This window comes from Actinophytocola xanthii (assembly GCF_001921205.1).
Taxonomy (GTDB): Bacteria; Actinomycetota; Actinomycetes; order Mycobacteriales; family Pseudonocardiaceae; genus Actinophytocola; species Actinophytocola xanthii.
The window spans coordinates 23,490-46,396 of the sequence record NZ_MSIE01000038.1; the positions used below are offsets into that span (position 1 = coordinate 23,490).

Here is a 22,907-nt window from a genome sequence, read left to right on the forward strand (position 1 = left end):
GCGAGAGGCCCTGCCCGGGCTGGGGCAGGGCCTCTCGCGTTCGTCAGCGGGCCGCGTTCAGCCGGTCGGCCTTCACCGCGTCCAGCAGGCCGCCGAGCGGCGCGGTCAGCGTGGGGCCTGTCGGGTTCTTGCTGTCCCGCACCGCCCCCGCCCAGGCCAGCTCGACGCAGTTGCTCGCGCCCTCCGACCTCGATGACTTCCTCCACACCCCGGGTTGATCCATCGTTGTCCCTCCGTCAGTTGGTTCCGATGCGCCTGCGCAGGATGTTCGCAGAGTCACCGTCGTCGAGCGCGATGGACCACAGGTCGTCGAAGTCTTGCTCGTAGATCGCCACCTCGTCCGGATCCGCGATGTAGGTGGCGTCCGTGAGGCCCTCGATGTAGACGCGGCTGATGGCCGGACGCTCGAGTCGCAGACGTACGAATCCGACACCCATCGCGCGGTGAGCGCCGACCGAGAATGGCAGGATTCGCACCTGAGCGGACGACAACTCGGAGACCCTCAAGAGATCGTGGAGTTGCTCCACCAGGGCCTCCTCGCCACCGACCAGACGATGTAGCACCGCTTCGCCGAGCAGAACACGGACCCGAGGAGCGTCTTCGCGAGTCAACAGTCGACGGCGGCTCATCCGGTCTGGGACGCTCGCCTCGACGTCCTGCTTGCGCGACTTCGAGAGAACCGCCCGGGCGTAGCGCTCGGTCTGCATCGCACCCCAGACCAGTTCGGCGTCGTAGTAGTCGACCTCGACGGCGGCGCGCTCCATGGCGATGTAGGACTGGGCGAAGTCGGCCACCCGTGCGGGGGATTCTCGCTTTCGCGCAGCATCCGCCAGCAGGTGCAGGCGCTCCGTCTCGCCGGCCTCAAGGTGATAAAGCTCGGCAAGCCTCGCGACCTCGGCCCGGACCGGAACCCGATCTCCGCGCTCCACTCGCGACACCTTGCCGGGATACCAGCCCAGCTCCTGTTCCACCTGGCCGGGCGCCAGTTCGGCGGCGAGCCGGGCATGCCGGAGCGTCTCGCCGAGCTCGACGCGCTGAGGGTTCTGAGTGGCCACCCCGCCACGCTCCTTGCCGTCCATCTGTCTGTCGGTGACCACATCCTGCCCGAAGTGGAGCGAACGCGCATCACCCGTTAGGACAGACACAGATGGACATGTCTAGTTGTACCGTGCCTTTAGGTCTCCGCCGTTCCAGGTTCCTCCGGAACCGGTGCGCCCCACGGTGGGGACCGGGCCGGTGGGCCGACAGCGTGAGGACGACCGCGTCGGCCCACCGGCCACCCAGTCGGCGAACTAGTGAAGGAACGCCATGACCGCTGTCGGGCAGAGAACGCGCCGACCGACCCGGCCCCCGGCGGGCGCGGCTGTTCATCCCGCGCCGCGCTCGCCGGGTCACCACTAGCCCGCCGTGTTCTGGTCAGGACTGCTTCGCGGGCTCGCGCGCGCTGTCGTCGCGATGGTCTACAGCGCGGGCGCGGTGAAGGCGATCATCGAGACCGCGCAGCTGCTCGAACCGCACCTCAGGGGCATCTGGGCCACCGCTCCGTGGGTGTTGGGAGTGCTGGTCGCCGGGTGGGGACTCGCGTTGATCCTGGTGGCCGCACGGCGCCCGCCAGCGGTCACCGTGCACACCGTCCTCGTCGGCGGGCGGGCCGTGCACTACAGCACCGACGAGGCCGAGGCCGAGCAGCTCGCCGCGCTCACGGGCGGTGTCGTCGAACGGGCGGCCGACCGGCGGTGGTACTCCGTAGCCGAGCTGCGGCACTACCTGGACGGCATCCACCCCGCCGACTGGGACATCGCCATCGAGTACTGGCGGTGGCAGCACAGGCTCGACGAGGCCGACGCCCGCGGTACCCCAGCGCCTCCGCTCAGGCTGACCGGGCCGCCGGACCGGACCAGGACCGCGGCCCGCCGCCGGTGGCGGTCGCGCTCATGACGGTCCACCAAGTGCGGTGGCCAGCACCCGGCCGAGTACGACGGCCGAGGGCAGGGCTCCGCAGGCGAACAGCAGCAGCGACCGCCAGTCCGCGGTCAGCAGGACGTCCCCACCCGGTCCGAACAGGCCGACCCCCGCGACGACCACGATCCAGGCGACCAGCGGCGCCGACGCGACCAGCGGCCGCGGGGAGAGCTCGCCGGCCCTGGCCACCAGCAGGGGCGTGGTCACCGCGGCCACCAGCTGCGTCAACGGCAGCGGGAACCCGTCCAGGTTCGGCAGCAGATACCCGTCGAACGACAGCGGGAGGAACACCAGCTCCACCACCGCGAGCACCGCCGCGTCGAACACCAGCAGCGCCAGGAACAGCCGGTCCGGCACCGGCAGCCGCGCCGGCCCCGCCGCGGGCTGGCGGGCCGTGCGGACCGGCGTCGCGGCCGCCATCACAGACCGCCGAACAGGTCCGCGTCCGCGCCCACCGGGTCACCGGTGGCCAGCACGTAGAACTCCGCCGGCGGCACCGGCTGGGCGATGCCGTTGGACAGGGCGTAGCAGTGCGCCCCGTCGCTGGACTGCCACACGCTGATCTGGGTGGAGTGCGCCCGCAGGGCTCGCAGCTTGATCGAGAGCACGTCGGCGACCGAGACGGTCGTGGTGATCAGCGCGTCGTCGGTGACCGGCAGCTCGCCCGGCTCCGGCAGGCGGAAGGGCAGGTCCGGTGCGGCCGCCAGCGCGGCCACCCCCTCCTCGGTGGCCCGCCGGGAGGTCACGGCGTGGAACACCCTGGCGACCTCGCCGCTCGCCGCGCAGGCGTCCATGGTGATCTCGTGGGCCCGGATGTGGTCGGGGTGGCCATAGCCGCCGTCCGGGCCGTAGGTGACCACCACCTGCGGGCGCACCTCCGCCAGCACCTCGGCCAGCACGGCCGCCTGCTCGCCCCGGTCACCGGCGGCGAACGCCCGCGGGTGACCGTTGGCGGCGACACCCGCCATGCCCGAGTCCCGCCAGCGGCCAGGCCCGCCCAGCCAGCGGTGGTCGGACACGCCCAGCGCCGCGCAGGCCGAGCGCAGCTCGCCGATCCGGTACCCGCCGAGCTGGTCGGCCTTGTCCGCGGCGAGGTCGCGCAGCGAGTCGGGAATGATCTCGCCCTCCTCGCCCAGCGTGCACGTGACCAGCGTCACCTGCACCCCCGCCGCGGCGTAGCGGGCAATCGTTCCCCCGGTCCACAGGCTCTCGTCGTCCGGGTGGGCGTGCACGAGCAGCAGCCGGGGTGCGGCGGACAGTGTCATGAGGCGGTTGGTCCTGTTAGGCGGTCCCGTTTATGCGCGCACCACGTCGCGCAGGGACGCATAGTGACACGCCGCGCCGTGGCCCGGGTTGCCGGCCACCTCGTAGAGCGGCGGCGGCTCCTCGATGCAGCGCCGCGCGTCGGTCTCCGACAGCTGCTCGAACTTCCAGCAGCGGGTCCGGAACCGGCAGCCCGACGGCGGGTTGGCCGGGTTGGGCACGTCGCCGCGCAGCACGATCCGCTCCCGCTGACGCTCCAGTCGCGGGTCGGGGATCGGCACCGCGGAGATCAGCGCCTGGGTGTAGGGGTGGTGCGGCCGGTCGAACAGGTCGTCCCGGTCGGCGATCTCCACCACGCTCCCCAGGTACATCACGGCGACCCGGTCGGCGATGTGGCGCACCACCGAGAGGTCGTGCGCGATGAACAGGTAGGTCAGGCTGAGCTCGTCCTGCAGGTCCTCGAGCAGGTTGATGATCTGCGCCTGGATCGACACGTCGAGGGCGGAGACCGGCTCGTCGAGCACGACGAACTTGGGGTTGAGCGCGATCGCCCTGGCGATGCCGACGCGCTGGCGCTGTCCACCGGAGAACTCGTGCGGGTAGCGGTCGGCGTACTCCTCGGCGAGGCCGACCATGTCCAGCAGGTCGGAGATCGTGGAGTTCGTGACCTCGCTGCCGAACAGCTGGTACTTCTCGCTCAGGATCTGCCGGATGGTCATCCGGGGGTTGAGCGAGGCGTACGGGTCCTGGAACACGATCTGCATGTCCCGCCTCGCCCGGCGGAGCTCGCCGGTGCCGAGCGACATCACGTCCACGCCATCCAGCCGGATCGAGCCGCTGGTCGGCTCGATCAGCCGGAGGATCGCCCTGGCCGTGGTCGACTTGCCACAGCCGGACTCGCCAACCAGGGCCACGGTCTGCCCGCGGCCGACGTTCAGCGAGATGCCGTTGACGGCCTGCACGAAGCCGCTCGGCCGCCGGCCCATCAGCCCGCCCCGGATCGGGAAGTGCTTGACCAGGTCGGTCACCTCGAGCACGGGTGCCTCGCCGAGAGCGGTCCCGGCGCCGGAGGACGCGGAGCTGGGCTCGGTCATTCGACAACCCTTTCCTGGAAGGCCATCTCGACCTGGTCGCTGTGGATGCACGCGGCCCGGTGCAGCCCGCCGTCGGCCATGTCCACCAGCTTGACCGTCTCGAGCGTGGGGACGGCCTCGACACAGGCCTCGGTGGCGAACCGGCAGCGCGGGTGGAACGGGCAGCCCGGGGGGACCCGGGACAGGCTCGGCGGCACGCCCTTGATCGGTAGCAGCCTGGTCTGCCGCTTCTTGTCCATCCTGGCGAGGCTGGACAGCAGGCCGAAGGTGTAGGCGTGCTGCGGGCGGTAGAACACGTCGTCGCAGCTGCCGGCCTCGACGATCCGCCCGGCGTACATCACGTTGATCCGGTCGGCGTGGCTGGCCACCAGACCGAGGTCGTGGGTGATCAGCACGATCGCGGTGTTCCGGTCCTGGCGCAGCTTCTCCAGCAGCAGCATGATCTGCGCCTGGATGGTCACGTCCAGTGCCGTCGTCGGCTCGTCGGCGAGCAGCACCTTGGGGTCGTTGGCCAGCGCCATCGCGATCATCGCGCGCTGGCGCATGCCGCCGGAGAACTCGTGCGGGTACTGGTTGATCCGCACCGCAGGGTTGGGGATGCCGACCTCGCCGAGCAGGTCGAGCACCTTGCGCCGGGCGACGGTCTTGGTCACCTGCTGGTGGGTCCTGATCATCTCGGCGATCTGGTCGCCCACCCGGAACACCGGGTTGAGCGCGGTCAGCGGGTCCTGGAAGATCATCGCGATCTCGCTGCCGCGCAGCTTGCGCTGCTGCTTCTCCGGCATCTTCAGGATCGAGCGGCCGCGCAGCCGGATGTCGCCGGAGGGGAAGGTCGCCGGTGGGGTCGGCACCAGGCCGAGGATGCTCATCGCGGACACGGACTTGCCGGAGCCGGACTCGCCGACGATGGCGAGCGTCTCGCCCTCCTCGACGTGCCAGCTGACCCCGTCGACGGCCTTGACCACGCCCTTGTCGGTCTTGAAGTGCACCCGGAGATCGTCGACCTCGAGCAGCGGTGCCGCCGGACCGTCGAGCTGGAAGTCCGTCGTGCTGTCGTTGCGCGCCATGCGCGGGATCTCCTAACGAAGCTTCGGGTCGATGGAATCGCGCAACCCGTCGGCGACGAACGCGAAGGCCAGCGTGGTCACCACGATCGCGAGGCTCGGGAAGATCCACATGTGGGACTCGCCCTCGACGTTCAACGAGGGCACCGCGTCGGCGATCATCGTGCCCCACTCGGGGATGTCGGCCGGCACGCCGATCCCGAGGAAGGCCAGGGAGGCCATCGCGACGATCGCGACCCCGATGTGGCTGAACGAGTAGATCAGCGTCGGTGCGATCGCGTTGGGCAGGACGTGCCTGGTCACGATGCGGGTGTCGGACGCGCCGATGGACCGGGCGGCCTCGACGTACTCGGACTCGCGCAGCGACAGGGTGGACCCCCGCATCAGCCGGGCCGCGGTCGGCCAGCTCAGCAGGACCAGCGCGATGATCACCTGCCAGATGCCGTTGCCGAAGATCTGCACGACGAGGATCGCGCCGATCAGCGAGGGGAAGGCCAGCACGATGTCGGTGACCCGCATGATGATCGAGTCGACGGCCTTGCCCCGGAACCCGGCGATGGCGCCCAGCGCGACACCGACGATCAGCGACAGGACCATCACGCTCCAGCCGACGATCATCGCCAGCTTCACGCCGTAGAGGATCCCGGAGAACATGTCCCGGCCGAGGATGTCGGTGCCGAAGAAGTGGTTCCCCGACGGCGGCTTCCTGGTGTTCAGCAGGTTCTGTTCCATCGGGTCGTACGGCGAGATGAACGGCTGCAGGATGGCGATGACCATCAGGAAGCCGACCACCGCGAGGCCGACGACGGCGAGCTTGTTGCGGCGGAAGCGCTTCCAGATGTCCCGGATCTGACCCGTGCGCCGGCGCCCGCCCTTGATGGCCGGGGCCTCCGTGGTCTCCTCGACCAGGGGTTCCGGCGCCTCGAACTGGGTGATCAGTGCCTGGGCGGGGACCTGGGTGTCCGGCTCGTGCCCGCTCTGGGGTGGTGTTGTCACGGGTCCTCCCTCAGTGCAGCCTGATCCGCGGATCGAGGTAGGCGTACAGGATGTCGACCAGCGTGGAGAGCGCAACGAACGTCAGCACGGCGAAGACGACGATCGGCACGATCACGGGTGCGTTCTGCTGGCTGATCGCTCGGACGAGCAGGTAGCCGACGCCCTGGTACTCGAAGATCGTCTCGGTGATGAGCGCGCCGCCGAGCAGCACGCCCAGGCTGACGCCGGTGTAGGTGACCACAGGGATGATCGAGTTGCGCAGCGCGTGCTTGCCGATCACCTTGCGCTCGGACAGGCCCTTCGCGCGGGCGGTGCGGACGTAGTCGGCGCGCATGACCTCGAGCATCGAGCCGCGCATGAGGCGGGCGATGAAGGCCGCGTCGATGATCGCCAGCGTGATGGCGGGCAGGATCACTTCCTGGTACCAGGGCACCTCGATGGTGAAGCTGCGCGGCACGGCGGGGAAGATCCACTCGCCGGAGAGCCCGGCCCGCAGGCCGATGCCGACGACGAACACCGGGATGCCGATGCCCAGCGTGGTGATGACCGTGATCAGCACGTCGCGGAAGGTGTACTGGGACACCGCGGCGATGATGCCGGCGGTGAGACCGATGATGATCTCGATGGCGATCGCGAACAGCGCGAGGCGGGCGGTCGCCGGTACGGCGTTCGCGAGCATGTCGGCGACGTCGCGCCGCTGCTCGAAGTCGACGCCGAAGTCGAACGTGAACATGTTCTGCAGGTAGGTCAGGTACTGCACGAAGAACGGCTGGTCCATGCCGAACTTCTCGCGCAGCGCCTCCTGGATCTCCGGTGGCACCGTCTTCTCGCCGCTGGAAGCGAACGGGTCACCGATGGCGAAGAGCCCGAGGTAGATCAGGAACGTCGCCGCGACGATAACCAGGACGGCGTGGGCGAGCCTGCGGGTGATGAACTTTCCCACTGCCGGTCGGACCTCCTCGTGGGAGTGGCCGGCGACCTCGTCAGAGGCCGCCGGCCACCGTAGCGCGTGCTTACTTCTGGTAGATGAGGTTCAGCGGCGGGTTCTCGTGGAAGTCCATGAACCCGGCGTTCGCCCACTTCTTGCTGTCGAACGCGCGGAACTGCTGGCGCTCGAACATCGGGATGTTGGCGAGGTCGTCACCGATGGCGATCTTCTCGGCCTGCCGGTACAGGTCGGTCCGCTCCGCCTCGTCCTTGGTGGCCGTTGCCTCGTCCACCAGGTCGTCGAACTCGGGGTTCGAGTACCGACCGCGGTTGTCACCGAGAGCCGGGGCGTTCGGGTCGTCGGTCCCGATCGCCTCGGTCGAGAACAGCGGCTGCAGGAAGTTGCCCGGGGTCGCGTAGTCCGCACCCCAGGACAGGCGGTAGATGCCCGTCGAGTTCGGCTGCTGCTGGTTCTCCAGCATGTCGCTGAACTCCACGCCCGAGTAGTTGACCTTCAGGCCGAGGTTCTTCTCCAGCTGCTGCTTGACCGCGGCGGTCCACTCCTCGTGGCCGCCACCGGTGTTGAACTGGAAGTTCAGCTCGGTGCCCTCGGTCAGACCGGCCTCCTTGGCCAGCTGCTTGGCCTTCTCGGGGTCGTACTTGCAGGCATCGCACACGTCGGGCTGGTAGGCATCCTTGAAGCCACCGGGCACGAACGACGTGGCCGGCGCGCGAGAACCGTCGAAGACGCCGTTGATGATCGCGTCGCGGTCGATGGCCATCGAGACGGCCTTGCGGGCCTTCACGTCGTCCATCGGCGCCTTGGTCGCCGCGACCAGCAGGAAGTCGATGCCGAAGGTCTTCTTCGAGATCCAGCCGTCCTGCGCCTCGTACTTCTCGCGGGTGGTCTTCAGCTGGTTCGGTGGGATGCGGGCCCAGTCGAACTGGCCGTTGTTGAGGCCGTCCAGCTCCTTCTGCTGCGCGGTCTCGTCACCGACCAGGATGGTGATCTCGACCGCGTCCAGGTACGCCTTGTCGGCGGCGCCGTAGTCGTCGAACCGCTTGAGCTTGATACCGGCGTCGTGCTGCCACGGGCCGTCCATCATGAACGGGCCGTTGCCGATCGGCTGGTCGTTGAACTTCTGGTTCTGGGCGGCCCCGGCGGCCTTCGGCATCGGGCTGAACGCCGTGTGCGCGGTGCGGATGTAGAACTCGCAGCTCGGCTTGGCCAGCTTGACCTTCAGCACGGCCGGGTCGCTCGCGTCCACGCCCGAGAGCGCGTTCGCGGTGCCGCCGTTGAGCTCCTCGTAGCCCTCGATCTGGTCGAAGTGGTACGCCACGTCAGAGGCCGAGGCCTTCGCGACGACGCGCTCCCAGCCCCGCTTGAAGGAGGCCGAGGTGACCTCCTCACCGTCGTGGAACTTGGTGCCCGTCTTCAGGTTGAAGGTCCACTCGGAGCAGTCTTCGTTGCTCTCCCAGCTCTCCGCCACGGCCGGCTCGGTCTCGCCGTCGGGCGTGGTGTGGGTGAGCCCGGTGAACAGGTACGCGGCGACCAGGATGCCCTCGGACTCCTGCGCGTTGTACGGGTCGATGGCCACCGGCTCCACGATGCCCAGCCGGAAGGTGCCGCCCGGCTTGCCCTCGGAGATGTCGGTGTTCTCCACCTCCGGGTAGCCGGACGAGGGCTTGTTGTCCCCGCCGCCGGAGTCCTCGTCGGTTCCCGTGTTGCTCTGCTGGGAGCAGGCGGACAGCACCAGGCTGGCCGCCGCCAACCCGGCCGCCGCACGCAGCAGGACGGATTTTGTTCTGCTCAAGTCGATCCTCCATGAGCGAGCACCCCTTGGCGGGATGTGCTCCTTCGTTGTCGTGACACATCGTGCACGGAGCAGATGATCATCGTGCGGTCGGGGCCAGTCGGGGCGGCACCATAGCGGTCGAGTGATCGTCTCTTCTCGTCAGGTGCACGTCGTCATGGAACCCTCGTGTCAGTGATCTTGTGACGCGCCAGAGCCACGTCGCCGACGCGCCGTTGCAGGACGGTAGGAACTCCGCAATGCCCCGTCACGCACTCCCGCTCGATCGTGACCAAAGGGTGACACGCTGGTGGCGCGCTGCGACACGGCGACTACCAGGCGGCAACTTCCCCAGGTCGACCCTACTTTCGTCGGGTGCTCACCCGATCCGTCCACTTTGCCTGGAGGTGTCCGGAAGGTGGCCGGACGGACGGGGCCGCGGGTCAACCGGCGGCGCGGCGCCAGGCGGTCGCCCCGGCGAATGGACCAACGAGCGGTGGGCCGAGCGACACGTTGGACACCTCCGGCCGGACGGCGAGCGTCTCGGCCTCCTGGAACAACGGCACCGAGACGGCCGCGCGCCAGAGGATGGGTTCGACCGCGGCCAGGGCGTCGGTGACGGAGAGTGCGCCACTCAGGGCCGCGTCCATCGTGGGCTGGATGGCGGGGTCGCAGAAGCCGAGCGGGTTGGCCGCGCTGCGCTGGCCGTCCTCGCCGCTCGCGGCGCAGCCGAAGTTCGTGGCGAGCGTCGTCGCCTGGTCGCCCCCCACGGGCTGCGAGATCACGGCGAGGTCGAGGGTGTTCGCGTCCCCGGTGTTCCCGCCCGTGTCGCTGAGCTGCCCGTACAGTTCGTCGGCCGGAAGGGTCAGCACCTCGGTCGCGATGCCCGCGGCGACCAGCTGACGACGCACGTCCTCGGCGATCCGGCGGGCCGGCTCACGCTCCTCCGCGGCGCCGACGACGATGTCCAGCGGCTGCCCGTCGCGCACCCAGCCGGAGGAGGCGCGGGTGTAGCCGGCCTGGGTCAGCAGCTGCTCGGCCAGTGCGGGGTCGTGCCGCGCCGGCGTCGCGGTGCCGGCGGCGGTCGGCACCGTGCTGCGGTAGCCCGGCAGGGACGGTGCGAGCACCTGCGCGTCGGCCCGCAGCGCGGCCGCCGGGCCGGTTCCGGTGCCCGCGGTGACCAGCTGGTCCCGGTCCAGCAGCGCGACGATCGCCTGGCGCACCAGGAGCTCGGTCAGCTGCGGCCGGTCCGGCCGGATGACCAGTGTGGACACGCTCGGCCGCGGGACGGTCCGGGTCGGCACCGCCGGGGACAGCTCGCCCACCAGGTCGACGCCGACCGCGTCCATCCTGGCCAGCGCCAGCTGGTCGTGACCGGCGTCGAGCGCGTCCACGATGCCGGACTGGTCCGCCCGGCGCAGCACGATCCGGTCCAGGACGGGCGGTTCCTCCCAGTAGCGGTCGCTGCGCTCCAGCACGATCTCGCCGCGGTCGGTGTCCAGCGCCTTGACCGCGTACGGCCCGGCGGTCGCCGGGAAGTTGGTCTGCAGCGCGCCGTCCCAGCCGCCCGGGGCGTCCTTGAGCAGGTGAGCGGGCAGCAGGTTGGTGAACAGCGAACGCCAGCCCGGGTAGGGCTGGGCGAAGACGACCTCGACCACCTTGCCCGCGTCCCGGGCGTTGATGTCGCTGATCAGGCGGTAGCCCGCCGCGTCGATGGCGCCGGGGGAGTCGGTCACCTGCTGCCACAGGTAGACGAAGTCCTCCGCGGCCACCGGGGCGGTGTCCGACCAGGAGGCGTCCGAGCGGATCCGGTAGGTCACCGTGTACGGGTCGTAGGAGGTCACCGTGGCGGAGGACATCACCGTGCGGTCCAGCCGGGGGATGCCGTCGGGGCCGCTGCGGAACACCGAGGGCAGCACGAGGTTGGCCAGGGCGGTGGTGATCGCCGACTGGTCGGTGATCTGGTGGGGGTTGTAGCCGCCGGCCACGCTGCTCACGCCGACGACGACCTCACGGGTGTCGACCTGGTCGGTGACCGGGCTGGTCACCGGGGTCTCCACCAACCGGGGCGCCGGCGTGCAGGCGGCCGCGGCGAGCACCACCGTCAGCGCCAGCACCGCGATCGTCCTGCGCGCCATCCGGTTCACCCTCCCCACGAGCCGCCACCGGTACCGGCTCGACCCCACCGCTCGCCACCGGTTCTCGTTGCTCGGCCCGACGATGCCAGACCGCCCCCGCACTCCCTCGTTCAGGTGACGTGCGGGGGCGGCCGGCGGTTCCCGTCAGGCGTCGCGGGACTTCTCGCGGGAGCGCGCCCTGGCGCGCTGGACGCTGTCGAGAATGACCTTGCGGATCCGCACCACGTCCGGCGAGACCTCGACGCACTCGTCGGGTGCGCAGAACTCCAGCGCCTCCTCGAGCACCAGCCGCCGCGGCCGAGCGAGCCGCTCGAGCTCGTCGCCGGTGGAGGAGCGCATGTTGGTGAGCTTCTTCTCCCGGGTCACGTTCACGTCGAGGTCCTCGGCACGGGGGTTCTCGCCGACGACCATGCCCTCGTAGACGTCGGCGCCCGGCTCGACGAAGAACGTGCCGCGGTCGGCGAGCTGGAGCATCGCGTAGCTGGTGACGGTGCCGGTCCGGTCGGCGACGAGCGAGCCGGAGTGCCGGCCGCGGATCTGGCCGGCCCAGGGGAAGTAGCCCTCGAAGATGGCGTTGGCGATGCCAGTGCCCCTGGTCTCGGTGAGGAAGTCGGTGCGGAAGCCGATCAGGCCGCGCGAGGGGACCACGTACTCGACCTTGACCCGGCCGGTTCCGTGCCCGCCCATGTGCTCCAGCCGGCCCTTGCGGGCGGCCAGCAGCTGGGTGACCGCGCCGAGGTGCTCCTCGGGGACGTCCACGGTGAGCCGCTCGAAGGGCTCGCAGAGGGTGCCGTCGACCGTGCGGGTGACGACCTCGGGGCGGCCGACGGTGAGCTCGAAGCCCTCCCGGCGCATGGTCTCGACCAGGATCGCGAGCGCCAGCTCGCCACGGCCCTGGACCTCCCAGGTGTCCGGCCGCTCGGTGGGCAGCACGCGCACTGACACGTTGCCGATCAGCTCGGCGTCCAGCCGGTTCTTCAGCAGCCGCGCGGTCAGCTTCTTGCCGCCGCCCCGGCCGGCGAGCGGCGAGGTGTTCACGCCGATCGTGACCGAGATCGCCGGCTCGTCGACGCTGATCCGCGGCAGCGGCTGAGGGTCGTCGGGGTCGGCGAGCGTGTCGCCGATCGTGATGTCCGGGATGCCGGCGATGGCGACGATGTCACCGGCCTCGGCGCGCTGGGCCGGCATGCGCTCGAGTGCCTCGGTGAGCAGCAGCTCGGTGATGCGGACCGAGGTGACGCTGCCGTCGGCACGGCACCAGGCCACCGTCTGGCCCTTGCGGATGGTGCCGGCGTGCACCCGGCACAGCGCGATCCGGCCGAGGAAGCTGGAGGCGTCCAGGTTGGTGACCAGCGCCCGCAGCGGGGCCTCGGGGTCGCCCGACGGCGGTGGCACGTGCTCGAGAAGGGTGTCGAACAGCGGGTCGAGCGTGTCGTTGTCGGGCAGCCCGCCGTCCGCGGGCTGGGTGAGGCTCGCGCGGCCCGCGCGGGCCGAGGCGTAGACGACCGGCAGGTCGAGGATGTTGGCGTCGAGGTGGTCGAGCTCGGTGGCCAGGTCGAGGAGCAGGTCGTGGGTCTCGGAGACGACCTCGGCGATCCGCGCGTCGGCCCGGTCGACCTTGTTCACCACCAGTACCACCGGCAGCCCGGCGGCCAGCGTCTTGCGCAGCACGAAGCGGGTCTGTGGCAGCGGTCCCTCGCTCGCGTCGACGAGCAGCAGCACGCCGTCCACCATGGACAGCCCGCGCTCGACCTCGCCGCCGAAGTCCGCGTGGCCTGGGGTGTCGATCACGTTGATGGTGATCGGCCCGGTGGGGGTCTCCCGGCGGACGGCGGTGTTCTTGGCGAGGATGGTGATGCCCTTCTCCCGCTCGAGCTCACCGGAGTCCATCACGCGGTCGACCGGCTCCGCCCTGGCCGAGAAGGCCCCGGACTGGCGGAGCATGGCGTCGACAAGGGTGGTCTTACCGTGGTCGACGTGCGCGACGATCGCGACGTTGCGGAGGTCGGTCCTGGCGATCGCAGGCGCCCCGGTATCGGTGGCAGGCACGCACGTGCTCCTGTTTCATGGCTTGGCTGTTACGCGAACGGCATCGTTGGTTGCGCGCGGAGACGGTGTGGTCGCGGCGCGTCCAGGATAGCTGCCGCGGGTGGCGCCCCGAGGGAAGTGCAGCCTAACCTTAGGTCTCCCGGAACGAGTTGGAGTGCAGGTTGGGCAAGAAGAAGGGCCCCAAGTCCCCCGCGGACAAGGTGCGCAAGCTGATGAAGGCCGGCAAGGTCAAGAAGAAGTGCTGCCGGTCCTCCTCCCGGTGCAAGCGATGCCCGGTTCTCGCCCTCAAGAAGGCGAAGGCCAAGGCCAGCAAGGCCGAACTCGGCAAGGCCGCCTGATGCGGAGCCGCTAGGATGAACCTCATGCGTGATCTCAGCCACCTCCGCTGGTGGGCCGTCGACCGGCGGCCCTGACACGCGCACGTTTCCCAGACCAGGCCGCCCGAAGTCGGGCGGCCTTCGTCATGCACGGGCCTCCGGGTCGGGCGAGCACCCGAAGGAGGAGCCGATGCCCCGCCTGTCCGCCATCACCCCGTCCGGCCCCGCCCATCTCGGCAACTACCTCGGCGCGGTCCGCCGCTGGGCGCGGGAGGGTGCCCCGGGCGACCTCTACTTCGTCAGCGACCTGCACGGGATGACCGGCGCCTACCACCCCCAGCGGCTGCGCCACCGCACCCGCGAGCTGCTCGCGCTGCTCGTGGCCTCGGGCATCGATCCGGACCGGGTCTTCGTGCAGTCGGACCTGCTGCCCCAGCTCGGACCGTTGACCTGGGTCCTCGAGTGCACCTGCTCGTTCGGCGAGGCCGCGCGGATGACCCAGTTCAAGGAGAAGAGCGCGACTCGCGAGCTGGTCGAGACCCCGGTACGGGTGGGGCTGTTCACCTACCCGGTGCTGATGGCGGCGGACATCCTGCTCCAGGGCGCCGACGAGGTCCCGGTCGGCGAGGACCAGGCCCAGCACGTCGAGCTGGCACGCGCGCTGGCGAGACGGTTCAACAGCACCTTCGGCGACGCCCTGGTGGTGCCGCGGGCGGTGACGCCCCCGGCGGCGGCGCGGGTCAGGGACCTGTCCGACCCGGCCAGGAAGATGGACAAGTCGGCCGTGGACGCGGCCGGGGTGCTGTTCGTCATGGACGAGCCGGACCTGCTCCGCCGCAAGGTGCGCCGGGCGGTGACCGACGGCCTGGGGCGGGTGGAGTACCGGCCGGCCGAGCAGCCCGGCGTGGCCAACCTGCTGGAGGTCCTGGCCGCCTGCACCGGTCGTGACGTCCGCGAGATCGCCGAGGGGTTCAGCTCCTACGGCCGGCTGAAGGAGGCGGTCGCCGAGGCGGTGGTCGAGGAGCTGCGGCCGGTCCGCGAACGCACCCGCGAGCTGCTCGACGACCAGCCCGAACTCGACCGGGTACGCCGGCGCGGCGCCGAGCTCGCCTCCGAGCGCGGCGCCCACCGGTTGTCGACCGTGCTCCGGCTGGCCGGCGTGGGGTGAGCGCAGGCGTGCTCGGCCGTGTTCAGCCGTGCTCCGGCGCGCGCAGCAGCCTGCGCAGGGCCGGGACGAGGACCCGGTCGGCCGGCAGCCAGTCCACCGTGCCCAGCTCACCCGCGGTGAGCCAGCGCAGCGCGTGGTGGTCGAAGGGGTGCGGGGTCGCGGCGGGGTCGGCGAGCGTGGCGCCGTGCACGCGCAGCACGGCGCCGCCCGGCACCACCACGTCCGGGCCGACGGGTTCGCCCACCTGGATCTCGACCCCGAGCTCCTCGACGCACTCCCGGGCCAGCGCCGCCACCGGGGCCTCGCCCGGTTCGACCCGGCCACCGGGCAGCTCCCAGCGGCCGGCCGCGGCGGCGGGGTAGGCGCGCTGCTGGGCGAGCAGGGCGCCGCCGCGCACGATGGCCGCGCCCACCACGAGGTCCGCCCCAGCCAGGGCGACAGCCCGCTCCCGCACGGTCTCCACGAGCGAGCCGAGCAGTGCCAGCACCGGCCGCCGTGCTGCCATGCCCGGGCGTCGCCAGGACGCCGTGCAGGTCACGAGGACCCCCGCGCCGGTCGGCGCCAGCCGCAGGGAGAGCGAGAGGCCCCACCCGCCGACCGGCACGAGCCGCAGCTCGTCCACGGACGACTCGGCGACCCGCAACCGGGCCAGCAGGACGGGGAGCTCGTCCCCCGGGGCGAGCACCCCGGTGCCGCCGAACAGCGCCCGCTCGGTCAACGCGGCCGAGACGGCCCGGGCAGGCGCGTCGACCAACACGGTCTGCCGCAGCACGGAGCCGGTCATGTCCGCATGGCCCGCCACCGGACCTGGAAGCGGGCACCGCCCTCGGGGGACTCGGCGACCGACACCGTGCCGCCCCGGCGCCGCACGACCTCGGCGACCAGGGCCAGCCCGAGACCGACACCGCCGGAGTCGCGGGAGCGGTGGTCCTGCACCCGGTAGAACCGGTCGAACACCCGTTGGCGGTGCTCCTCGGGCACACCCGCGCCGTCGTCGTCGACTACCAGCCAGACCGCGCCCGCCCGCGGCAGCACCGAGACGGCGACCATCGCCCGACCGTGCCGGACGGCGTTGCGCAGCAGGTTGTCCAGCACCAGGTCCACCTCGGCCGGCGCGGCCGACACCCAGCAGGCCGTGGTCGGGGTGCTCGCCGTGACCACCGGCCCGCCCGGGGCCGCCCTGGCCACCGCCGCCCTCGCCGCCGCGCACACGTCCACCGGCTGGGCCGCGGGGATCTCGCCCGCGTCCGAGCGCGCCAGCGTGAGCAGGCCCTCGACCAGCGCCGACAGCCGCTCCGACTCGTGCACGACGTCGGCGAGCACCTCGTGGGCGAGGTCGGGGTCCGGGTTGACCACCGCGACCTCGGCCTGTACGCGGATCGAGGTGACCGGTGAGCGCAGCTCGTGGGCGGCGTCGCCGGTGAACCGGCGCAGCCGCTCGGTGGCCTCGTCGCGGCGGGCCAGCAGGCCGTTCAACGCCGCGGCCAGCGAGCGCAGCTCGTCGTGCGCGCTGGGCAGCGGCAGCCGGTGGCCGGGCGGCAGCCGGGTCGCGGCGCCCCGCAGCCGCTCCACCGGGCGCAGCGAGGACAGCACCGCGAACCAGGTGGCGGTCCCGGTCACGGCCGAGCCGATCAGGGCCGCGACCAGCAGCCAGTTCAGCGCGCGGTCCTGGGCGACGAAGTACCCGGTCAGCGTGGTGCCCACGATCACCAGGCGTTGCCGGCCGGCGGGGTCGCTGGTCACCGTCCCGACCCAGCGCAGCGGCGGGTCGACCGAGCGCAGGACCGGGGTGCCGGCCTTGAGCGAGCGGAGCTCCTCGGGGGTCAGCGGGATCCGGGGCTGGCCGTCGACCGGGGCGCCGGCGGTGTCCAGCACCCGCGCGCGCACGCCGACCGCGTCCGCGGAGGGCGCGGCGCCCTCCCGGACGCTGTCCACGGCCTCGTCGAGGATCGACTCGAGCTGGGCGTCCGCCGAGCTGACCAGCAGCGGCCCGATCAGCTGGCTGGTCTGGGCGGCCAGGACGAGCAGCCCGGCCAGCGTCGCGGCCGTGGCGACCATGGTGATCCGGAAACGCAGCGTCCGGCGCAGCCACAGCAGCCCCACGACCCGCCCGAGCGCACCCCTCAACGGCCGCGACCGGTTTCGAGCACCGCGTCCAGCTCACTGCTGGAGGCGACGTAGCCGTGGCCGCGCACGGTGCGCACGATCCCGCCGGCCCCGGCCGCGTCCAGCTTGCGGCGCAGGTAGCCGACGTAGACCTCGACCGCGTTCCGGGTGGCGGCGAGCTCGTCGCCCCAGACCGCACGCAGCAGCTCGTCCTTGGTGACCACGGCACCCGCCCGGCTGGCGAGCACCTCGAGCACGGCGAACTCCCGCGGCGAGAGCGGCACGACCTCGCCGGAGTAGCGCACCTCGCGCATGGCCCGGTCCACCACCAGCTCGCCCACCCGCAGCCGCCGCTCCGCGCCGTCGCCCGCCCCGCGCCGCAGCACCGCCCGGACCTGCGCGACGAGCACCACGAACGAGAACGGCTTGACCAGGTACCCGTCCGCGCCGAGGTCGAGGCCGTCGGCCTGGTCGATCTCCCCGTCCTTGGCCGACACCAGCAGCACCGGCGTTGTCACGCCCTCCGCACGCAGCTGCTGTAGCACGCGGTAGCCGGACAGGCCGGGCAGCATGATGTCCAGCAGGACCACGTCGAACGCCCCGGTGCGCGCGATGTCCAGCGCGCTCGGCCCGTCTCCCGCGACGACGACCTCCATGCCCTCGGCGGTCAGCCCCCGCTGCAGGGCCCGGCGCACTCCCGGCTCGTCGTCCACCACCAGCACCCGCGGTTTCATGGGGAACAGCATGCCCGGTCCCCTGCCCAGCCCGTGGGTGAACTCTCAGCGCGTTCTCAGCCTGAGGTTCGCTCTCAGCGTCATCTCAGTAGCAGTGGGGCAATCTCAATGGCACGGGAACAACATGGAGCTGAAACAAGGGGTGCCTGATGGAAACCAAGAAGACCGTGCTCTCGGTCGCGGCGGCCGGGACCGTCGCGGGCGTGGCCGGGCTGGTGCTGCTGGCCTCGCCGGCCGGTGCCGGAGAGGCTCCGCCCGCCCTGCCGGCGATCGGCGCGGACGAGCTGGTGGAGTCGGTGCTCAGCGCCGAGGTACCGGCGCTGTCCGGGACGGTGGCCATGGAGAACGACCTCGGCCTGCCCATCCCGGGCCTGCCGGGCACGGCCGGCGAGGGAGACATCCGGGTCTTCACCGACGGCCAGGGCAAGCACCGGGTCCAGATGGCCGGCAACGGCAACGAGACCACCGTGATCGACGACGGCTCGACCGTGTGGATCTGGAACTCCACCGAGCGTTCGGTCACCAAGGTGCCGCACGACGCGGCCAAGGGTGAGCACGCGGACAAGCCGCTGGAGAGCCGCCTCGCCGACCCGGCGACCGCCGCCCGCGAGATCGTGAACGCGATGCGGGCGCACAGCTCGGTCGTGGTCGACGGCACGGCCAGGGTCGCCGAGCGGCCGGTCTACCAGCTCGTGCTGAGCCCCAAGCCCACCGAGCGGACCCTGCTGCGCGAGGTGCGGGTCTCGGTCGACTCCGAGACGCGCGTTCCGCTGCAGCTCGAGGTGCTCGCCAACGGGCAGGCCGACCCGGCGCTGAAGGTCGGGTTCACCGAGTTCGCCGACGGCACGCAGGACGCGGGGCTGTTCCGCTTCACGCCGCCGGCCGGGGCCGAGGTCACCGAGGAGAAGCCCGACCAGGCGCCCCGGGGCCGCACGCCCGAGGACGTCTTCGGTGAGCTGGACTTCGCCACCTACGGCGAGGGCTGGGACATCGTGGCCACCGGCACGCTGCCCGAGGGCGCGCTGACCATGCCCACCCCCCGCGGTGAGGGCAGGGACCTCGTCGTCGAGGGGCAGAACCCGCTCGAGCTGCTCGGGTCGCTCGGCAAGCAGGTCAGCGGCGAGTTCGGCACCGGCTACGTGATCGAGACCAAGGTCGGCACGGCCCTGGTCACCGAGGACGGGAAGGTCGCCGTCGGCTTCGTGCCCGAGCAGGTGGTCATCGAGGCTGCCGAGCAGCTGAAGTGACTACCGTGACCGGCATGGTTATCGGGGAGGAGGAGGCCCCCGCGGCAGTCGCCGCGGGGGCCCCCGCCGGTTTGGCGGCCAGGACCACCGGGCTGCGCAAGGTGTACGGCAAGACGGTCGCGGTCGACCGCGTCGACCTCGAGGTACCGGTCGGCGCGGTGCTGGGCATGCTCGGACCCAACGGGTCCGGGAAGACCACCACGATCCGGATGCTGCTCGGCCTGGTCACCCCGACGGCCGGTTCGGTGGAGCTGCTGGGACACCGGCTGCCGGACGGGGCGGCGTGGGCGCTGCCCGAGGTGGGTGCGCTGGTCGAGGGGCCGGGCTTCCACCCGTTCCTGTCCGGCCGGGAGAACCTGACCCGCTGTGCGGCCGCGGAACCGCGGCTGGCCACGCCGGACATCCCCCGGGCCGTGGGGGAGGCGCTGGAGCGGGTCGGGCTGAGCGCCGCCGCCGGCCGCCGCTACCGCGGCTACTCGCTGGGCATGAAGCAGCGCCTCGGGCTCGCCGCCGCGCTGCTGCTGCCCCGGCGCCTCGTCGTGCTCGACGAGCCCACCAACGGGCTGGACCCGGCCGGCACCCGCGAGGTGCGGGCGGTCATCGCCGACCTGCACGCGGCCGGCACCACGGTGCTGGTGTCCTCGCACCTGCTGGCCGAGGTCGAGGCGACCTGTACGCACGTCGCCGTGCTGCACCGGGGTTCGGTCGTGGCTCAGGGTGAGCTGCGGGAGCTGCTCGAGGCCGGCGGGGCCGGCCTGCTGGTGTCCACACCCGACGTCGAGGTCGCCGTCGACGCGTTGCGGGACAACCGGATGCCCGCCCGGTCCACACCGGACGGCGTGCACGTCGACCTGACCGCGACCACCGCGCCCGAGGTCGTCGCGACCCTGGTCGGGGCCGGCGTCGCGGTGCACGAGGTGCGGCGTCAACGCACCGGTCTCGAGGACCTGTTCGCCCGGCTCACCGAGGCGGAGACCAACGAGGCCCGGCTCTCCGACGTGGAGGAGCTGCACGACGAGGAGGCACCGCAGTGACCACCGGAACCGTGGGAGCGGCGGCCATGCCCGCCGTGCTGACCACGACCAGGAGCCGCGCTCCATTGGGCCGGCTGCTGCGCTCGGAGGTCCGGTTCATGCTGCGCCGACCGAGGACGCTGGTCGCGCTCGGTCTGCTCGCGCTGGTCCCGGTGATCGCCGGGGTGAGCATCTCGGTGGCCGCCGGGATGCCGGACCAGGGCGCCGGCCCCGGCGGCTCGGCTGTCGAGGGCATCGCCGCGCTCCTCGAGGGCAACGGGCTGATCCTGCCGGTCTTCGTGCTGCTGCTCACGCTCGCGATGCTGCTCCCGCTGGTCGGGGCGATGTGGGCGGCGGACGCGATAGCCGGCGAGGCCGCCACCGGCGGGCTGCGCAACCTGATGCTCGCCCCGGTGAGCCGGGCCCGGTTGCTCGCGGTCAAGGCGTTCGGCGTGGCCACGCTGTGCCTGCTCGCCGTGGTCGTCATCTCGGTGAGCGCCGTGCTGTGCGGGCTTGTGCTGCTCGGCGGCGACGGCATGCTCACGATGTCGGGCACCACGCTGCCGTTCTGGCCGTCGCTTGGCCGGGTCGCGCTGCTGGCGCTGCTGGTGACCGTGCAGGTCTGGGCGGTCGCCGCGGTCGCGTTGGCCATCTCCACCTGGACCGACCACCCGCTGGTGGTCCTGGCCGCCGCCACCGGCGGCATCATCACGTTCACCGTGCTCAACGCGCTGGAGTCGCTGAGCTGGCTGCACCCGGTGCTGATCAACGCGAGCTGGGAGAGCCTGGGGGACATCATCCGCGACCCGATGCCCACCGACGGCCTGACCGAGGGTCTGCTCCGCGCGCTCTGCTACATCCTGATCGGCTACTCGCTGGCGCTGGCCCGCATGGTCAGCCGGGACGGCTGAGCCCTTCGGCGGGGAGCAGCGCGACGCCGTCCTGGTCGAGCACCAGGTGGACCGGGCTGCCCTCGTCGGCGGGGTCGGTCACGCCCGCCACGGCGTCGACGAGCGTGCCGGCCAGCGGGCCCGCCGCCAGGCGGACCCGGAGCCGGACGTGGTCGCGGCGGTGGACCCGCTCCACCACCTCGCCGGCGACCCCGGTGTCCGGGCTGGTGCGCAGGGCGGTGGGGCGCAGGCCGAGCCGCACCTCGCCCGGTGGGGCCCAGGGGAGCGCGACCTCCCCCACCGGGCAGCGGGCGACGCCGGACTCGACGGTGGCCTCGACGACCCTGGTGCAGCCGAGGAAGCGTGCCGTGTCCTCGTCCACCGGCCGGCGCCAGACCTCGGCCGGCGGCCCGACCTGGGTGATCCGGCCGGCCCGCATCAGCGCCACGCGGTCGGCGAGCGTGAACGCCTCGTCGTGGTCGTGGGTGACCACCAGCGCCGTCGTGCCGGCCACCCGCAGCACCCGGGCGAGGTCGAGCGCCAGCTGCTCGCGCAGCGCGCGGTCCAGCGCGGACAGCGGTTCGTCGAGCAGCAGCAGTCGCGGCCGGGGCGCGAGTGCCCTGGCCAGTGCGACCCGCTGCTGCTCGCCGCCGGACAGCTCGGTCACCCGTCGGCGCTCGTAGCCGGCGAGGCCCACCAGCTCCAGCAGCTCCGCGGTCCGGGTCGCGCGATCGGGCAGCCGCCGCATCCGCAGGCCGAACGCCACGTTGCCGGCCACGTCCCGGTGCGGGAACAGCTGACCGTCCTGGAAGACCAGGCCGAACTCGCGGCGGTGGACCGGCACGCCGGCGAGATCGGTTCCGTCCCAGCGGACCCGGCCGGTGGCCGGCTCGAGGCCCGCCACCGCGCGCAGCAGCGTCGACTTGCCGCACCCGGACGGCCCGAGCAGCGCCAGCACCTCGCCGTCGGCGACCGCCAGGTCCACCTCGGCCACCGCCGCCAGCGACCCGTAGTGGACCGACAGCCCGGACACCGCGAGCGCCATCAGAACTCCCCGACCCTCGCCCGGCCGACCGACTCGACCAGGGCCGCCGCCAGCACGGTCACCACGATCAGCAGCGTGCACGCCGCGTACGCCATCTGGTTGTTCAGCTCACCCGGCCGGGAGATCAGCCGGGCGATCGCGACCGGCAGCGTCGCCGTGTCCGGCCGGGCCAGGAAGCTCGTCGCGCCGAACTCGCCGAGCGCGACGACGTAGCCGAACGCGGTCGCGGTCAGCAGGGTCCGGCCGGCCACCGGCAGGTCGACCTCCCGCCACACCCGGGCCGGCGAGGCACCCAGCGCGGCCGCGGCCTGCCGGAGCCGGGTGTCGATCGACCGCAGCACCGGCAGCAGCATTCTGATCACCAGGGGGGTCACCACCAGCGCCTGGGCCAACGGCACCAGCGCCGGCGAGGTCCGCAGGTCCCCGGGCAGCAGGTCGAGCGTCACCAGGTACCCGAAACCCACGGTGACCGCGGACACCCCGAGCGGCAGCATCAGCGCCGTGTCGAGCGCCTCGACCAGCCCCCGCCGGGCGCGTCCACGCGAGAGCGACACCAGCACGACGCTGGCCAGGGTGCCGAGCAGTACCGCGAGCAGCGTCGCGTCGGTTGCCGCACGCAGGGAGTTCATCGCCGCCGACAGCCCGGAGACCTGCAACGACCCGGCGTAGCCGAACCCGGTCAGCGCCCGGTACCCGGCCAACCCGTCGCCGAGCGACCGGTACACCAGCACCGCGACCGGCACGACCAGCAGGACGACCACGCCCAGCGCCGCGGCCACCGCCGCCCAGGCCAGCGGGCCCTGGGGGCGGCCGGCGACGGTCGAGGTCGCCCGCAGCGCCAGCGCCGTCTCCCGGCGGCGCCGGGCCAGCGCGCCGACCGACAGCGCCGCCACCACAGCCGCCACCTGCACCAGCGAGAGCGCCGCCGCCCCGGACAGGTCGAGCAGCTCGACGGTACGCAGGTAGATCTCGGTCTCCAGCGTCCGGTACCGGGAGCCGCCGAGGATCAGCACCACCCCGAAGCTGGTCGCGCAGAACAGGAACACGACGGCGGCGGCCGAGGTCAGCGCGGGGGTGAGGGCGGGCAGCGTCACCGAGGTG

General features: G+C 72.1%; 22 protein-coding genes. 6 read left to right on the forward strand and 16 right to left on the reverse strand.

Going from position 1 to position 22,907, the window contains the following annotated elements; all coding sequences use genetic code 11:
• Window positions 1-43: 43 nt before the first annotated feature.
• Together BU204_RS20745 and BU204_RS20750 are read right to left on the reverse strand one after the other, a co-directional pair.
• The gene (locus BU204_RS20745; RefSeq protein ID WP_075127375.1) at window positions 44-223 is read right to left on the reverse strand and encodes a DUF397 domain-containing protein; all 180 of its coding nucleotides are present in this window, start codon (window positions 221-223) and stop codon (window positions 44-46) included.
• A gap of 13 nt (window positions 224-236) precedes the next feature.
• Window positions 237-1,079, reverse strand: coding sequence for a helix-turn-helix domain-containing protein (locus BU204_RS20750; RefSeq protein WP_075127387.1), 843 nt, complete (start codon window positions 1,077-1,079; stop codon window positions 237-239).
• A gap of 328 nt (window positions 1,080-1,407) precedes the next feature.
• Between BU204_RS20750 and BU204_RS20755 the strand changes: the two genes are divergently transcribed.
• Complete coding sequence (locus BU204_RS20755; protein WP_143229622.1) at window positions 1,408-1,938, forward strand: hypothetical protein; 531 nt, start codon at window positions 1,408-1,410, stop codon at window positions 1,936-1,938.
• Here the strand turns inward: BU204_RS20755 and BU204_RS20760 are convergent.
• The 9 genes from BU204_RS20760 to typA all read right to left on the reverse strand — a co-directional run bounded on the left by BU204_RS20760 (window position 1,933) and on the right by typA (window position 13,286).
• Window positions 1,933-2,382, reverse strand: coding sequence for a hypothetical protein (locus BU204_RS20760; protein WP_233160437.1), 450 nt, complete (start codon window positions 2,380-2,382; stop codon window positions 1,933-1,935). The genes BU204_RS20755 and BU204_RS20760 overlap by 6 nt on opposite strands.
• On the reverse strand, window positions 2,382-3,227 hold the full coding sequence (gene mshB, locus BU204_RS20765) for an N-acetyl-1-D-myo-inositol-2-amino-2-deoxy-alpha-D-glucopyranoside deacetylase (protein ID WP_075127377.1): 846 nt from the start codon (window positions 3,225-3,227) through the stop codon (window positions 2,382-2,384). The genes BU204_RS20760 and mshB overlap by 1 nt, the downstream gene beginning before the upstream one ends.
• A gap of 30 nt (window positions 3,228-3,257) precedes the next feature.
• Window positions 3,258-4,319: an ABC transporter ATP-binding protein gene (locus BU204_RS40810; RefSeq protein WP_075127378.1), complete on the reverse strand. Its 1,062-nt coding sequence runs from the start codon at window positions 4,317-4,319 to the stop codon at window positions 3,258-3,260.
• Complete coding sequence (locus BU204_RS40815; RefSeq protein ID WP_075127379.1) at window positions 4,316-5,386, reverse strand: ABC transporter ATP-binding protein; 1,071 nt, start codon at window positions 5,384-5,386, stop codon at window positions 4,316-4,318. The genes BU204_RS40810 and BU204_RS40815 overlap by 4 nt, the downstream gene beginning before the upstream one ends.
• A 12-nt stretch (window positions 5,387-5,398) precedes the next feature.
• Window positions 5,399-6,379 (reverse strand): ABC transporter permease, encoded by a 981-nt coding sequence (locus BU204_RS20780; RefSeq protein ID WP_083661477.1) that lies wholly within the window; start codon window positions 6,377-6,379, stop codon window positions 5,399-5,401.
• Between the two features lie 10 nt (window positions 6,380-6,389).
• Window positions 6,390-7,322 (reverse strand): ABC transporter permease, encoded by a 933-nt coding sequence (locus BU204_RS20785; protein ID WP_075127380.1) that lies wholly within the window; start codon window positions 7,320-7,322, stop codon window positions 6,390-6,392.
• A 70-nt stretch (window positions 7,323-7,392) separates the two neighbouring features.
• Window positions 7,393-9,120 carry a peptide ABC transporter substrate-binding protein gene (locus tag BU204_RS20790; RefSeq protein ID WP_233160438.1) on the reverse strand — a complete coding sequence of 576 codons (1,728 nt, stop codon included), beginning with the start codon at window positions 9,118-9,120 and terminating at the stop codon, window positions 7,393-7,395.
• Window positions 9,121-9,542: 422 nt separating this feature from the next.
• Window positions 9,543-11,237, reverse strand: coding sequence for an ABC transporter family substrate-binding protein (locus BU204_RS20795; RefSeq protein ID WP_075127391.1), 1,695 nt, complete (start codon window positions 11,235-11,237; stop codon window positions 9,543-9,545).
• A gap of 144 nt (window positions 11,238-11,381) precedes the next feature.
• Entirely contained in the window at window positions 11,382-13,286 is a 1,905-nt protein-coding gene (typA, locus tag BU204_RS20800) for a translational GTPase TypA (RefSeq protein WP_075127381.1), read from the reverse strand.
• A gap of 161 nt (window positions 13,287-13,447) precedes the next feature.
• Here typA and BU204_RS40820 point away from each other — a divergent pair, with 161 nt between their 5' ends.
• Complete coding sequence (locus BU204_RS40820; protein ID WP_198942936.1) at window positions 13,448-13,624, forward strand: hypothetical protein; 177 nt, start codon at window positions 13,448-13,450, stop codon at window positions 13,622-13,624.
• Between the two features lie 169 nt (window positions 13,625-13,793).
• The gene (trpS, locus tag BU204_RS20805) at window positions 13,794-14,771 is read left to right on the forward strand and encodes a tryptophan--tRNA ligase (protein ID WP_075127382.1); all 978 of its coding nucleotides are present in this window, start codon (window positions 13,794-13,796) and stop codon (window positions 14,769-14,771) included.
• A gap of 22 nt (window positions 14,772-14,793) precedes the next feature.
• Here the strand turns inward: trpS and BU204_RS20810 are convergent, their stop codons facing one another.
• From BU204_RS20810 to BU204_RS20820, 3 genes are read right to left on the reverse strand one after another with little or no spacing between them, the layout of a single operon-like run.
• Window positions 14,794-15,555: a (deoxy)nucleoside triphosphate pyrophosphohydrolase gene (locus BU204_RS20810; RefSeq protein WP_083661480.1), complete on the reverse strand. Its 762-nt coding sequence runs from the start codon at window positions 15,553-15,555 to the stop codon at window positions 14,794-14,796.
• Window positions 15,552-16,898: a sensor histidine kinase gene (locus BU204_RS20815; RefSeq protein ID WP_332888582.1), complete on the reverse strand. Its 1,347-nt coding sequence runs from the start codon at window positions 16,896-16,898 to the stop codon at window positions 15,552-15,554. Before BU204_RS20815 ends, BU204_RS20810 begins: the two co-directional genes overlap by 4 nt.
• Complete coding sequence (locus BU204_RS20820; RefSeq protein WP_075127394.1) at window positions 16,895-17,611, reverse strand: response regulator transcription factor; 717 nt, start codon at window positions 17,609-17,611, stop codon at window positions 16,895-16,897. The genes BU204_RS20815 and BU204_RS20820 overlap by 4 nt, the downstream gene beginning before the upstream one ends.
• Before the next feature lie 149 nt (window positions 17,612-17,760).
• Between BU204_RS20820 and BU204_RS20825 the strand changes: the two genes are divergently transcribed.
• The 3 genes from BU204_RS20825 to BU204_RS20835 are packed head-to-tail and all read left to right on the forward strand — an operon-like array spanning window position 17,761 to window position 20,782.
• On the forward strand, window positions 17,761-18,858 hold the full coding sequence (locus tag BU204_RS20825; RefSeq protein WP_075127383.1) for a LolA family protein: 1,098 nt from the start codon (window positions 17,761-17,763) through the stop codon (window positions 18,856-18,858).
• Between the two features lie 14 nt (window positions 18,859-18,872).
• Entirely contained in the window at window positions 18,873-19,892 is a 1,020-nt protein-coding gene (locus BU204_RS20830; RefSeq protein ID WP_075127395.1) for an ABC transporter ATP-binding protein, read from the forward strand.
• Window positions 19,889-20,782: an ABC transporter permease subunit gene (locus BU204_RS20835; protein WP_332888583.1), complete on the forward strand. Its 894-nt coding sequence runs from the start codon at window positions 19,889-19,891 to the stop codon at window positions 20,780-20,782. The genes BU204_RS20830 and BU204_RS20835 overlap by 4 nt, the downstream gene beginning before the upstream one ends.
• Here BU204_RS20835 and BU204_RS20840 read toward each other — a convergent pair.
• Together BU204_RS20840 and BU204_RS20845 are read right to left on the reverse strand one after the other, a co-directional pair.
• Window positions 20,766-21,806 (reverse strand): ABC transporter ATP-binding protein, encoded by a 1,041-nt coding sequence (locus tag BU204_RS20840; protein WP_075127384.1) that lies wholly within the window; start codon window positions 21,804-21,806, stop codon window positions 20,766-20,768. The two genes, BU204_RS20835 and BU204_RS20840, sit on opposite strands and share 17 nt — an antisense overlap.
• Window positions 21,806-22,907: ABC transporter permease (locus BU204_RS20845; RefSeq protein WP_075127397.1), on the reverse strand; the 1,102-nt coding region annotated here is incomplete at its 5' end. The genes BU204_RS20845 and BU204_RS20840, both read right to left, overlap by 1 nt.